At 61.2% G+C, this 13,603-nt stretch carries 6 protein-coding genes; 5 read left to right on the forward strand and 1 reads right to left on the reverse strand.

The genetic code is table 11. The features are described from left to right. The first annotated feature begins 58 nt into the window (after positions 1-58). From GM668_RS11110 to GM668_RS11120, 3 genes are all read left to right on the forward strand, one after another. On the forward strand, positions 59-7,045 hold the full coding sequence (locus GM668_RS11110) for an SPM autocatalytic domain-containing protein (RefSeq protein WP_155439013.1): 6,987 nt from the start codon (positions 59-61) through the stop codon (positions 7,043-7,045). A gap of 164 nt (positions 7,046-7,209) precedes the next feature. Beyond that, positions 7,210-9,354, forward strand: a complete 2,145-nt coding sequence (locus GM668_RS11115) for a peptidase domain-containing ABC transporter (RefSeq protein ID WP_155439014.1) — start codon at positions 7,210-7,212, stop codon at positions 9,352-9,354. A 3-nt stretch (positions 9,355-9,357) separates the two neighbouring features. After that, positions 9,358-10,710, forward strand: a complete 1,353-nt coding sequence (locus GM668_RS11120; protein WP_155439015.1) for an HlyD family type I secretion periplasmic adaptor subunit — start codon at positions 9,358-9,360, stop codon at positions 10,708-10,710. Here the strand turns inward: GM668_RS11120 and GM668_RS11125 are convergent. Beyond that, positions 10,707-11,801, reverse strand: a complete 1,095-nt coding sequence (locus tag GM668_RS11125) for an NAD(P)/FAD-dependent oxidoreductase (RefSeq protein ID WP_170305596.1) — start codon at positions 11,799-11,801, stop codon at positions 10,707-10,709. The two genes, GM668_RS11120 and GM668_RS11125, sit on opposite strands and share 4 nt — an antisense overlap. A gap of 168 nt (positions 11,802-11,969) precedes the next feature. Here GM668_RS11125 and GM668_RS11130 point away from each other — a divergent pair, with 168 nt between their 5' ends. After that, positions 11,970-12,548 (forward strand): SIS domain-containing protein, encoded by a 579-nt coding sequence (locus GM668_RS11130; protein WP_155439016.1) that lies wholly within the window; start codon positions 11,970-11,972, stop codon positions 12,546-12,548. A 57-nt stretch (positions 12,549-12,605) separates the two neighbouring features. Further along, the gene (locus GM668_RS11135) at positions 12,606-13,598 is read left to right on the forward strand and encodes an NAD-dependent epimerase/dehydratase family protein (protein ID WP_155439017.1); all 993 of its coding nucleotides are present in this window, start codon (positions 12,606-12,608) and stop codon (positions 13,596-13,598) included. The last annotated feature ends 5 nt before the right edge of the window (positions 13,599-13,603 follow it).

Genomic DNA, 13,603 nt, shown 5'->3' on the forward strand with positions numbered 1-13,603 from the left:
TCTTGTTTTTTATATAAAATCAAGCTTCCGTCCCTGCCATTAATGCCTGCGAGATAGCATGTTCACGCTTTCAATGATGACCAACGCCCAGTTGGCTGCTTTGCCCACTTCCATCATGGCGGGCCTGGACAGTACACAACTGGCGACATTGTCGATTACCCAGCTGGGCCTGTTTTCTGCTGCACAAGTCGGCGCGATCTCCACCGCAGCCTTTAGTACGATGAACACACAACAGGTGGCGGCGTTGACGGCGACGCAACTGGGCAGTGTGCAATCGATGCAAGTGGCGGTCTTGACGTCGCAGCAAGCGGCAGTGCTGAGCGCCACGCAGGCGGCGGCGTTGCCCGCTGCGGCGGTGGGCGGACTGGCGCCGGCGGGCCTGGCGGGGCTGAGCAATACCGCATTGGCCGTGTTTTCCGCGAATGCGTTGGCGGCGCTGCGGACTTCGGCCATTGTTGCGCTGCGCAGCGACCAGGTAGCGGCCATCGATGACACGCTGGTGTCGGCATTGACGACGGCGCAGGCCGCTGCGCTGGGCAGTGCGCAAATTGCCGGACTGGATGCGGCGGCCGTTGGCGCGATGGACGCCGTGGACATTGCCGCGTTGCGTCCAGCTATCGTGGCCTTGCTCAGCAATGCGCAAATTGCCGCACTCGATACGACGCGGTTTGCTGCGCTCACCACGGCGCAGACAGCCGCACTGAATACGGCGCAACTGGCGCAGGGCGTGACGTCGAACCAGGTGGCGGCGTGGAGTACCGCGCAAGCCGCCGTACTGGGCAGTGCGCAATTGTCGGCTTTGTCCGTGACATCGCTGGCGGCGCTGCCGACCAAGCTGATTGCCGCCTTGAAGCCCGCCACGCTGGCGGGACTGACGACGGCGCAGGCCGGCGGCTTGTCGGCATCGCAAGTGGCGGCCCTGACGACGGCGCAAGCGGCTTCGCTGGATAGTTCTTCGGTGCGCGCACTGGGCGCCACCGGCGTAGCGGCGCTGGAAAGCATCGACCTGGCGGCGCTGAAAACCAATGCCATTGCAGGCTTGACGTCGGCGCAGGTGGCGGCGCTGGGCACGGCGCAAATCCGCGCCATGAAGACGTCGCAAATCGCGGCGCTGGGTACCTTGCAACTGTCGGAAGGCTTTGACATTACGCAGGCCGGGGCGCTGACATCGGCGCAATTTGCCGCGCTGAGCGCTGCGCAATTCGCTGCCATGCCGGACGACCTGTACACCGTGCTGGATACGGCCGACGTGCGGGCGCTGGCCGTGGCCGCGATCGGCAAACTGTCATCGGCAGACTTGTCGCACTGGAGTACGGCGCAATTGCAGGCGCTGAATTCAGCGCAGCTGGGCGGCCTGGCTTCCACAGCCGTGGCCGGCTTGTCATCCGCTCAAGTGGCGGGCTTGGGCACGCTGCAAGTGTCGCGGCTGTCGGCTGCGGCGCTGGGCATGCTGTCGAGCGCCGCGCTGGATGGTTTGAGCAGCCAGCAAATTGCCGCTATCAGCCCTGCCACGCTGATTGCCGTGCCGACTGCGCAACTGGCGCACCTCGATACCGCGCAAATCGTGGCGCTGACCACCGTGCAAGTGGCGGCATTCAAGGCCGCCACGATGGCCGCGTGGAATACCGAACAACTGGCCGCGTTTGAAACGCGCGACCTGGCGGCCATGCCGGCCGCAACATTTGTCGGCATGTCGACAGCGCAGCTGGCATCGCTCAGCACGGCCGCCATGCGCGCCATGACGCCAAGCCAGGCTGCCGCATTGACGACCTTGCAGTTGAAAAACGGCCTCACCACCGATCAGGTGGCGGCGTGGACAACGGCGCAACTGGCGTCGCTGTCCGCCAATCAAGTGATGGTGTTGCCGGGTTCGGCGCTGGTCAGCATCGCCGGCCTGAAACCGTCCGGCATTGCTGCATTGAATTCTGAACAAGTGAGCGATTTGTCGACGCTGCAGCTGTCGATGCTCAATAGTGCGCAAATCGCTGCGCTGACGACGGCAGCGCTGGCTGGATTGTCCACGGCGCAATTGCGTTCGCTGTCTGCGCTGCAGGCCAGCGCGCTGAGCGCCGCGCAATTGAATAACTTGCCGGAAGACGTGTTGCCGGGCCTGGGCAGCGAAGAAATCGCCGCCCTGAAGCCCATCGTGCTGAACGGCTTGAAAACTTCCGTGCTGGAAGCGCTGGATACTGCGCAAATCACGTGGCTGACCACGTTGCAAGCCGCAGCGCTGGGCAGCAGCCAACTGGCGGCGCTGGGCGCGGCAGGGCTGGCCGTGATGGAAACGGCGGACGTGGCGGCGCTGGCTGCGGCCACCTTGTCCAAGCTGGATGTGTCGCTGCTGCAAGCGCTGCCAAGCGCCTCGCTGCGCGCCATGACGACGCAGCAATTAGTGGCATTGACGACAGCCCAGCTGGCAGGCTTGTCCACCAGCCAGCTTGCCGCGCTCAGCTCGCTGCAACTGGTGGCGCTGAGTTCTTCGCAATTTGCCGCCTTGCCGGGCAGTCCGGCAGATTTCCTCGGGACGGCAGCGCTGGCCGGCTTGAAACCCGCGCTGCTGGCTGGCTTGTCGTCGGCAGAATTGGCCGCGTTTGGCACGCACCAGATTGCCGCGTTGGGTTCGGCGCAATTGGCGGCCCTGTCCAGCGCCGGCCTGGCCGGCTTATCGACGGACCACATCCGCGCATTGACCAGCACGCAATTGGGCATGTTGCCGCCGGCTGTGCTGGGCAATTTGCCCACTGCGGACATTGCCGCGCTCGATACCCGTCAATTGGGATTCTTGCCCACCACCGCCATTGCAAGCCTGACATCGGTGCAATTGGCCGCATTTGGCACCGAACAAATCGTTGCGCTGACGACGGCGCAGGCGGCAGCGCTGACGTCGCGCCAGATTGCTGCGCTGGATTCGTCAGATCTGGCAGTACTGGAAACGTCTGATTTCATGGCATTGAAAGCCAGTGTGCTGGGCGCGCTGACGTCGATGCAACTGGCCGGGCTGGGCACCACGCACGTGCGCGCCATGTCCAGCACGCAGTTGGCGGCGCTGAGCACGGCGCAATGGGCGACCGGCTTTACCACCACCCAGCTGGCAGCGCTGACGCCGGCGCAACTGGCCGCATTGAACACGGCGCAATTTGGCGCGTTGCCGGGCGGCCCGCTGGCTTATCTCAGCACGGCAGCGATCCTGGAATTGAAAGCGTCGATGCTGGGCACGCTGGCATCGCAGCAAGTGGCGCAACTCGCATCGAACCAGTTAATGGCCTTGCGCAGCGACCAGATTGCTGCATTGTCCGTGGCCGGCATTGCCGGGCTGGACGATGCACAAGCCGCGTATTTGAACTCCTTGCAAGTGGGCGCGCTGAGTTCCCGCCAGGCGGGCGCCTTGTCGTCCAATGCGTTGTCGGGGATGGATCCCACGCAAATTGCGTGGCTCAAGCCGCTGGCGGTGGCGGGCCTGTCGTCGCAGCAGCTGGGATGGCTGAGCGAAGGCCAGCTGGCTTACCTGACCACGGCGCAAGCGGCGGCACTGACCAGCGCGCAAGTGGCGGCATTGAGCACTACGGCATTGCTGGCGCTGGAAACCAATGATGTCGCCGCGTTGAAAGCCAATGCGATTGCAGCGCTGACGACAGCGCAATTGCGCGCACTGGACGACGAAGCGCTGTTGGCGCTGACGTCGCTGCAATTGATGGCATTGACGACGTCGCAACTGGCCAATGGCGGCCTCAGCACGGCACAACTGGTGGCGTTGACGACGGCCCAGTTGGCGGCGTTCAGCAGCAGCCAGTTTGCTGCGCTGCAGACGGCGCCGGCTTCGTTCCTGGATGGCAGCACGATTGCCGGGTTGAAGACGTCGATTTTGGGCAGCTGGAATTCCAAGCAAGTGGCGGCGCTGACGTCGGAACAATTTGCTGGTCTGACATCGGCGCAAGTGCTGGCGTTTTCGTCGGCCGGGCTGGCGGGGTTGTCCACGGATGCGATCGCCGGATTGCAAACTGTGCAGGCTGCCGCGCTTGGATCGCAGCAATTGCGGGCGCTATCGACGGCAGCGCTGGCGGCGCTGACGCCAGAAATATTGGCGAAGTTGAAGCCGGGTGCACTGTCCGGCTGGAACTCCAGCCATGTCGGGGCTCTGACGACAGACCAGATTCTTGCGCTGACAACAGCGCAGGCAGCTGCATTCGATGCCACCCAAGCGGCCGCGTTGCGAACCGATGCCTTGGCGGCGCTGGAGTGGGAAGATTTGAAGGCATTGCGGACGGCAGCCGTTGCTGTCCTGAGCACCGCACAAATGGCTGCGCTGAACGAGTTGCAGGTTGCGGCAATGACGTCTGCACAGTTCGCCGCCCTGTCGACCAGCCAGTTGGCATTGGGATTGGCGACGGAAGATTTTGTCTTCTTGAACTCGCAGCAATTGGCTGCCCTCGACAGCCGGCAATTCAATGCATTGCCAACCGCTGACCTGGCGGTATTGCCATACGTGTTGGAAGGCATCAAGCCGGCAGTCATCGCTGCCTGGACAACGCGGCAAATTGCTGCGCTGAACTTCTTGCACTTCATGGGGTTGAAGTCGGAGCAAATTGCTTCGCTGTCGACGTCGGCCATGACGGCCCTCGATAGTACCGACATCATCAGTCTCACCAGCAATCAGGTCGGCGCACTGTCGGCAGCACAGTTGAACGCGTTGTCAACGGATACAATGCTGGCTATCTTCGACAACAACTACCCAGCCCTGAGTACCGCTGCCATCGCTGGTTTGAAAGGGGAGCATGTAGCAAACTGGGACAGCTTCCGCGTGTGGGAACTGTCAACCCGGGAAATTGCGGCACTGACGTCGCAGCAAATGGCTGCCTTGTCGACGGATGGCATCCTTGGGCTGGAAACGCAAGACGTGGCCGTGTTGCGTACGTCAGCGATAGCCGCACTGACGACTTTGCAAATCGAAGCGTTGCCGTTCTATCTGGTCAGCCAGTTGACTGCGGCGCAAATCGCTGCAATGAACACAGCCCAGTTCGCGCATTTGACTTCGGACCAAACCGCCTTTTTGACGTCTGCGCAGTTCGCCACATTGAATACGGCGCAATTAGCGGCATTGAGCACGGATGCGCTGCCGAACCTTAGTCTGTCTGCGCTGAAAGGATTGAAGACCAGCGCGATCAGCGCATTGAAATCCGCGCAAATCGCTCAACTGAGCGCGTCGCAACTGGCAGAACTTTCCGCTCTGCAATTCGGTGCATTGTCGCCGAATGCAATCGCCGGCTTGAACAGTTCGCAAACATATTTGCTGACAACGGCGCAAATCGGCGCCTTGTCGTCGGCGCAAGTGGCTGCATTGCCGTCAGGGGCATTGACGTGGACCGATATGCTGGCATCGTTGCGCAGTAGCGCTATCGCGGGGCTCAAGACAGCGCAAATAGCTGAGCTGGGAACGTATCAAGTGATGCTGCTGACTTCGCAGCAAGCTGCTGCGTTGACGTCGGCGCAGTTGGCAGCGCTGACCACGGACGCGTTGCCGTCAATTGAAACCCAGGACTGGCGCGCGCTGGCGCCAAGCGCACTGGCCGGCCTGACTACTGCCCAATGGGATGTACTGCCCTCCGACACCCTGGCGCAAATCACCACCGCGCAAGTGGCAGGGCTGTCGACCAAGCAACTGAGCACATCCTTCGGCACCAGACAAATCGCCGCGCTGCAATCCGTACAAATTGCCGCGCTCAGCAGTGCGCAATTCCGTGCATTGCCGAGCACGGCAATTTCCGCCATGAGCACGGCGTCGCTGCTGGGCTTGCGCACCAATATGCTGGCGGCGCTGACGGCGACTCAGCTGGCCGGCATGACGACTGACCAGGTGGCCGCGCTGGCCTCGTGGCAAATTCAAGCCTTGAGCGCGGATGCATGGTCCGGTTTGAATACGGACCAGATCCACGCGCTGACAGTGACCCAGGCACAGGCATTGAAGTTCAAGCACTTGTTTGCGCTGGCTGCGGCCGGCACCTTGAGTGCGCTGGACACGCAGGATGTGGCAGCGCTGGCGACCAGTGAATTGACGCAACTGGCGCCTATGCACCTGAGCCTGCTGACGGAAGACCAGATCACAGCCATGACGACGGCGCAGTTCCGCGCGCTCAGTACCGTGGCGCTGACCGGCTTCAGTTCCGCGCAGATCGCCGCGATTGAAACGCGCGACCTGGCCGTGCTGCCGCTGGCGAACATCAAACTGCTCGATGAAGAGCAGATGCAGGGCCTGACGACCCTGCAAATTTCCGCGCTGCGGTCAGACCAGGTGTGCGTCCTGAACCCGCGCCAGGTGCTGGCGCTGACGGATGAGCAAATCAATGCGTTCACGCAGCCGTTCTATACGCCGGTCGTGCTGGACCTGGATGGCAACGGCCTCGATACCTTGAGTGTGGACGCCGGCGTGCACTTCGACATGCAAGCCACTGGCAGCAAAGTGGCCACCGGCTGGGTCGGCGGCGGCGACGGTTTGCTGGCGCTGGACCGCGATGGCGATGGCGCCATTACCAGCGGAGCGGAATTGTTCGGTTCCAGCACGCCATTGAGCCAGGGTGGCCAGGCTGCCAATGGCTATCAGGCATTGGCAGAGCTCGACAGTAATGGCGATGGCGCCTTGAGCGCGGCCGATAGCGCATGGCAACAGTTGCGCGTGTGGACGGACAACAACGGTGACGGCGTCAGCGATGCATCGGAATTGCATACGTTGGCGTCGCTGAAGATTGCCCGCATCAGCCTCGCTGCCCAAGTCGCTTTGGCATCCAATAACGGCAACATCGTTGGCCTGATGTCATCGTACTTGCTGGAAGACGGCGCCCGGCGCGATACGGCCGACGTGTGGTTTGCCGGCAGTGCGCAAAATGCGGCAGGCAGCCTCACCACAGGCGTAGCCAGCCTGGCGCGGGCGTTGGCCGAGTATGCGCAAGCGTTGCCGGCCCCCGGCACGGCGGCGCAAGCGGATGCGGAAGCGCTGCGCCTGAAAGCGCTGCATGGCGAATCGGCAAGCGGCTGGCTGGCCGCGCCGAAGTAGGTCCCTAGCTCAGCCGTATCGTGTTAAAGCGGCAGGACACCCGGTTCTGCCGCTTTAATCGGCGCTTTGAAACCATTCCTGCGCCTACTTCTCTGGGGTAGAATCCAAAGGCGCCTGCATCTTGCAACGATGCAACTGCACTTCCCTAATGCTCAAGCGAATCGATGCACGATAAATTCCCCCATACTGCCATCCAATGCCTGACGGCGATCGCGCAGCACCATGGCTTGCAGATCAATCCGGAACGGCTGATCGACGAATACGCGCTGGGCGCGGAAGAACCGCGCGACACCTTGTTGCTGCGCATAGCCAATGACATCGGCCTGAAGGCCAAAGCAGGGCACTTGACGTGGGATGGCCTCACGGCGCAGGACGGGGTGTTCCCCCTGATGGCGCGCCTGCAGGACGGCAATATGGTGATCGTAGTCGGCGTCAAGCGCGATGGCGAATCAACGTTGGCTGCCGTGCTGAACCCTGTGAACAGCCAGGCCGGCATTGTGCTGGTGCCGCAGGCTGACTTTTGCGCCCGCTGGCAAGGCGACGTGCTGTTCCTCAAGCGCCAGCACAAATTGAATGACCCGAACCAGCCGTTTGGCTTGCGCTGGTTTATCCCGGAAATCCTCAAGCAAAAAGCCGCGTACCGCGACATCTTCATTGCCGCCGTCGCCATGCATTTGCTGGCCATGTCATCGCCGATTTTCTTCCAGCTGGTGATCGACAAGGTGTTGACGCACCAGAGCGTGACGACGCTGTGGGTGCTGGCGGCCGGCATAGTACTGGCGCTGGTGTTTGACGCCACGTTTGGTTTCCTGCGGCAGATGCTGACCCTGGCCGCGTCCAACAAGATCGACATGCGGTTGACGCGGCGCGTGTTTGGCCATTTGCTGTCGCTGCCGATTGACTACTTTGAAAGCCACACGGCCGGCGTCATCACGCGCCACATGCAGCAACTGGAAAAAATCCGCAACTTCCTGACGGGCCGCCTGTTCTTCACGGGCCTGGACTTGATTGCACTGGTGATTTTCCTGCCTATCCTGTTCAGCTATTCCGCCAAACTGGCGCTGATCGTGCTGGCGTTTACCGGCGTGATTGCCGCCATCGTGGCTGCCATGGTGCCCGCTTACCAGCGCCGCCTGAATGCGCTGTATGCGGCCGAAGGCCAGCGCCAGGGCATGCTGGTGGAAACCATCCACGGCATGCGTACCGTGAAAGCACTGGCTATTGAACCGGCGCAGCGCCGCAGCTGGGACCAGCGTTCCGCCGAAGCCATCACGATGCACTTCCGCGTCGGCCAGATTTCCATCACGGGTAACGCGATTACCGACTTCCTTGGCAAGCTGATGCCGGTCGTGATCATCGTGCTGGGTGCGCAAGACGTGTTTGACAATACCTTGTCGGTGGGTGCGCTGATTGCATTCCAGATGCTGTCGCAGCGCGTGACGCAGCCGCTGATTGCGCTGGTGGGCCTGGTCAATGAATACCAGGAAACCGCGTTGTCCGTAAAAATGCTGGGCGAGGTGATGAACCGCGCACCGGAAGGCCGCGCCGGCGCCGGCGGCTTGCGCCCGATCTTGAACGGTGAAATCCGTTTTGACGACGTGACGTTCCGCTATCCGGGCTCGCCCAATACCGCGCTGGACCGCACGACGTTTACGATCCAGCCCGGCACCGTGGTCGGCATTGTCGGCCGTTCCGGTTCCGGCAAGACCACGCTGACCAAGGTCATTCAAGGCTTGTATAACGTGCAGGAAGGCATCGTGCGCTTTGACGGTATCGATGCCCGTGAAATTGAATTGCCGCACTTGCGCCGCCAGATTGGCGTCGTATTGCAGGAAAACTTCCTGTTCCGCGGCACCGTGCGGGAAAACTTGATTGTCACCAAGCCGGACGCCACGTTTGAAGAAATCGCCGAAGCGGCGGCTGCCGCGGGCGCCGATGAATTTATTGAGCGCTTGCCGAACGGTTATGACACCTTGCTGGAAGAAAACGCCACCAACTTGTCGGGCGGCCAGAAACAGCGGCTGTCGATTGCCCGTTCGCTGCTGGCCAAGCCGCGCATCCTGATCCTGGACGAAGCCGCGTCGGCGCTGGACCCGGAGAGTGAAGCCATCTTCATCAAGAATTTGTCGCGCATTGCCGTTGGGCGTACTGTCGTCATGATTTCGCACCGCCTGTCCACCCTGGTGAATGCGGACGCCATCCTTGTCATGCAGCGCGGCCGCCTGGTGGACGCGGGCCGTCACCAGGAATTGCTGACGCGCAGCGATACGTACCAGCATTTGTGGAACCAGCAGACCAGCCACTTGTAATCCATGGAACCAAAAAAATCCCGCAGTCCACAGGACCAAACCGAGATCGACTTCTTGCCGGACGCGGATGCCATCGAGCGCAATCCGCTGCCCCGCTATGTGCGGCTGACCTTGCACGTGATGGCGTTTGCCTTTTTCACGTTCATCGTGTGGGCCAGCATTTCCAAAGTGGAAAAAGTCGTCGTGGCCCATGGCCGTCTCGTAAATCCGCAACCAAATATTGTTGTATCCCCGCTGGATACCGCCATCGTGAAGACCATCGACGTGCGCCCCGGCCAGGTCGTGAAAAAAGGCGATGTGCTGGCGACCCTGGATCCGACCTTTACGCAAGCCGATGAAACCCAGTTGCGCAACCGGCTGAAAAGCCTGGATACGCAAACCGCCAGCCTGCGCGCGGAATTGTCCGGCAAAGCCGTGGAAAGCCATGGCACGGGCGATGCGGACCAGCAATTGCAGGCGCAATTGGCAAGTGAGCGCCAGGCCAACTATGAAGCGCAAAAGCTGCGCATGGAACAAAATGTCGCGCGCTTGAAGGCGGCCATAGAAACCAACCAGCGCGACCAGGTGGTGCTGGCGCAGCGCCATAAATCGCTGGCGGAAATCGAAGCCATGCAGGAAAAGCTGGTGGCGGAAAACTTCGGCGCCAAGATGCAATTGCTGGAAGCGCGCGACCGCCGCCTGGAAGTGGAACGGTCGATGGTCATGGGCCGCAACAAGGATGCGGAAATGCAGCGTGAACTGGCGGGGGCGCAAGCGGAACTGGCTGCGTTTACCCGCAACTGGCGCCAGCGCGCGATGGAAGATTTACTGGCGGCCACGCGTGACCGCGACGGCATCAATGAACAATTGGCGAAAGCGGATTTGCGCAACAAGCTGGTGCAGCTGACGGCGCCGGCCGATGCCGTGGTGCTGGAAATCGGCAAGAATGTGTCGCCGGGCGGCGTGGCGCGCGGCACCGAAGCCATGTTCACGCTGGTGCCGCTCAATGCCAAGCTGGAAGCAGAAGTGCAAGTGGATTCGCTGGACGTGGGCGCCATCAAGAAAGGCGATGTGACGCACTTGAAGCTGGACGCGTTCCCGTACCAGAAGCACGGCATGCTCGATGGCAAAGTCACCACCATCAGTGAAGATTCGTTCAAGCGCGACCAGGTGCGTCCGGGCGAGGGTACCAATGCCTATTATTTGGCCACCATCGAATGGGGACCGGACAGCAAATTGCGCAAGCTGGAAGGGGGCGCCCGCCTGTTGCCGGGTATGACGGTCACGGGGGAAATTGTGGTCGGCAAGCGTTCCGTCATGTCATACCTGCTGTGGCCGCTGACCAAGGCGCTGGACGAATCGCTGCGGGAACCTTAATCCTTCAATTTGGCGCTGACCAGCTCTGCCAGCGCCAGCGACGACGTCAACCCCGGCGACTCGATGCCAAACAAATTCACGAGGCCGGGGATGCCGTGCACCGATGCATCATCGATGCGGAAATCGGCTGCCGCATGGCCGGGACCGTCCAGTTTAGGGCGGATGCCCGCGTAATCGGCGCGCAGCGCATGGTCCGGCAACGCCGGCCAATATCTACGGATTTCCGCATAAAAACTGTCCGCGCGCGCCACATCGACGGCGTAATCCGGCGACTCGACCCATTCCACGTCGGGGCCGAAGCGGGCGCGGCCTGCCAGGTCCAAAGTCAGGTGCACGCCCAGCCCGGCCTGCTCGGGGACGGGATAAATCAAGTGTGAAAACGGCGCCCGTACGCTGCACGAAAAGTAATTTCCCTTGGCATAGTAAGCACGCGGCTGGAAACGGGCATCCAAACCCTGTAGCGTGGCCGCAACAGCCGGCGCATGAATTCCAGCGCAATTTATCACGGAGCGGGCTTGCCAGGTTTCCCCCTGCACGTGGATAAACAAACCATCCTGGCCGACCCGCCCCCCTTCCAGCGGCGCCTGCAATACCAGCGTCGCGCCGGCCTGTTCCGCATCGCCCAGCAAGCCCAGCATCAAGCCATGGCTGTCGATAATGCCCGTCGATGGCGACAGCAGGGCGCCCGTGCAGCGCAAGCCCGGTTCCATCGCTTGCGCTTCGTCCTGGCTCAGCACGCGCAAGTCATGCACGCCGTTGGCGGCGGCTTTGCCGCGGATTTGCTCCAGCTGCGCCAGCTGGCTGCTATCAGTGGCGACAATCAATTTGCCGCAGCGGCGGTGTGCGATACCGCGTTCCGCACAATACGCATACAGCGCTTCCTTGCCTTGCACGCAAAGGCGCGCTTTCAAGGACCCGGCCGGGTAGTAAATGCCCGCGTGAATGACTTCGCTGTTGCGCGAACTGGTGCCGCTGCCGATGCAGTTTTCTGCTTCCACAATCACCACATCGCGGCCTGCCAGCGCCAGCGCACGCGCCACTGCCAGACCGACCACGCCTGCACCTATCACCACGCAATCAAGTTGCTCCACTATCACTGCCTCTTTTCAATCTCAGGAATAGGCAGTGTAACCGCTGCCTGATTAAGATTGACGGCACTGGGAAAGAGAAATAAGATCGGTTCGGCTTAGAGGCTACAAGGCCCCAGATACTTTGCGTTAAATCTGGCCGTTGTCATTTACCCGTCAGCAGAATTCAACATGCAGCAAATAATCGCTACCTACGTCGGCAAACTGACTCAAGCCCTCCAACTCGACGCCATGCAGCAAGTGCCTGTGTTGGCGGAAGCCATGCGCGAAGCATGGCGTACCGGAAATTCCATTTATTTCTGCGGCAACGGCGGCAGCGCCGGCAACGCCATCCACCTGGCGAATGATTTCCTGTACGGCGTTGGCAAAAAGCACGGCGTCGGCATGCGGGTGGAATCGCTGAGCGCCAATGCGGCCGTGCTGACGTGCCTCGGCAATGACCTTGGCTATGACCAGATTTACTCGGAGCAGTTGCGCGCCAAAGGCCGCGCCGGTGACGTGCTGATTATCTTGTCCGGCAGCGGCAATTCCCCGAACGTGGTGAAGGCGCTGGAAACCGGCAATGCCATGGGCATGCACACGTTTGCCGTGCTGGGCTATTCCGGCGGCAAATGCAAGGACCTGGCGCGCCATCCACTGCACTTTGCCATCGACGATATGCAAATTGCCGAAGACTTGCAGCTGGTGGTTGGCCACATGTGCATGCAATACCTGTGTGACAATCCGCCGGCTGCTGCGCAGCCTGCCTGATTTCCGACATCCGGGCCGGCCTTGCCGGCCTTCGTTCAATTCGATTAGCCCATCAACATGCCTCATCGCTATCTCGTTATCGGCAGCAATTCCTTTTCCGGCGCCAGCTTTGTTAATTACTTGCTGGACCGTGGACACAATGTGATCGGCGTCAGCCGCTCCGAAGAACCGCACGATGTGCTGTTGCCGTACAAATGGCACGCGCATCCGGGCCAGTTCCAGTTCCACGCAATTAACCTGAATACGCAGCTGCCCGAGCTGATGAAGCTGATCGATGACCAGCAGCCGGAATACATCGTGAACTTTGCCGCGCAAGGCATGGTCGCGCAAAGCTGGATCACGCCGGCCGACTGGTACCAGACCAACGTGGTGGGCCAGGTGTTGCTGCATGATGAATTGCGCAAGCTGAAATACCTGAAGAAATACGTGCACGTGACGACGCCGGAAGTGTATGGCAGCACGGATGGCTGGATTCCTGAAAGCTTCCACTTCGCGCCCAGCACGCCGTATGCGGTATCGCGCGCCGCGTGCGATTTGCACTTGATGAGCTTCTTCAAGGCGTACAACTTCCCCGTCTGCTTCACCCGCGCGGCCAACGTGTATGGCCCGGGCCAGCAACTGTACCGCATCATGCCGCGCGCCATGCTGTATGCGCGCCTGGGCAAGAAAATGCAATTGCATGGCGGCGGCCATTCGGTGCGCTCGTTCATCCATATCGATGACGTGGCGGAAGCGACCTTGCGCATCGCGGAAAACGGCGTGGCGGGCGACAGCTACCACATCTCGACCTATGACACGGTATCGATCCGCCAACTGGTGGAACAAGTGTGCGACGCCACTGGCGTGGCCTTTGCCGACCTGGTGGAAGTCACGGAAGACCGCCTCGGCAAAGACCAGGCTTACCTGCTCGACAGCGCAAAAATCCGTAAAGAACTGGGCTGGAACCACACCATCAACCTCGCTGACGGCCTCAAGCAAACGCTGGATTGGGTCGATACCAATCTGGAGACGCTGAAAACCCTGCCAGCGGATTACATTCACAAGCGCTAAGGATC

This window comes from Pseudoduganella ginsengisoli, assembly GCF_009720865.1.
Classification (GTDB): domain Bacteria; phylum Pseudomonadota; class Gammaproteobacteria; order Burkholderiales; family Burkholderiaceae_D; genus Rugamonas; species Rugamonas ginsengisoli.

Excerpts from the sequence above, each read along its gene's own strand:
- GM668_RS11110 (WP_155439013.1), top strand. The coding sequence starts at position 59 with ATGTTCACGCTTTCAATGATGACCAACGCCCAGTTGGCTGCTTTGCCC.
- GM668_RS11115 (WP_155439014.1), top strand. The coding sequence starts at position 7,210 with ATGCACGATAAATTCCCCCATACTGCCATCCAATGCCTGACGGCGATC.
- GM668_RS11120 (WP_155439015.1), top strand. The coding sequence starts at position 9,358 with ATGGAACCAAAAAAATCCCGCAGTCCACAGGACCAAACCGAGATCGAC.
- GM668_RS11130 (WP_155439016.1), top strand. The coding sequence starts at position 11,970 with ATGCAGCAAATAATCGCTACCTACGTCGGCAAACTGACTCAAGCCCTC.
- GM668_RS11135 (WP_155439017.1), top strand. The coding sequence starts at position 12,606 with ATGCCTCATCGCTATCTCGTTATCGGCAGCAATTCCTTTTCCGGCGCC.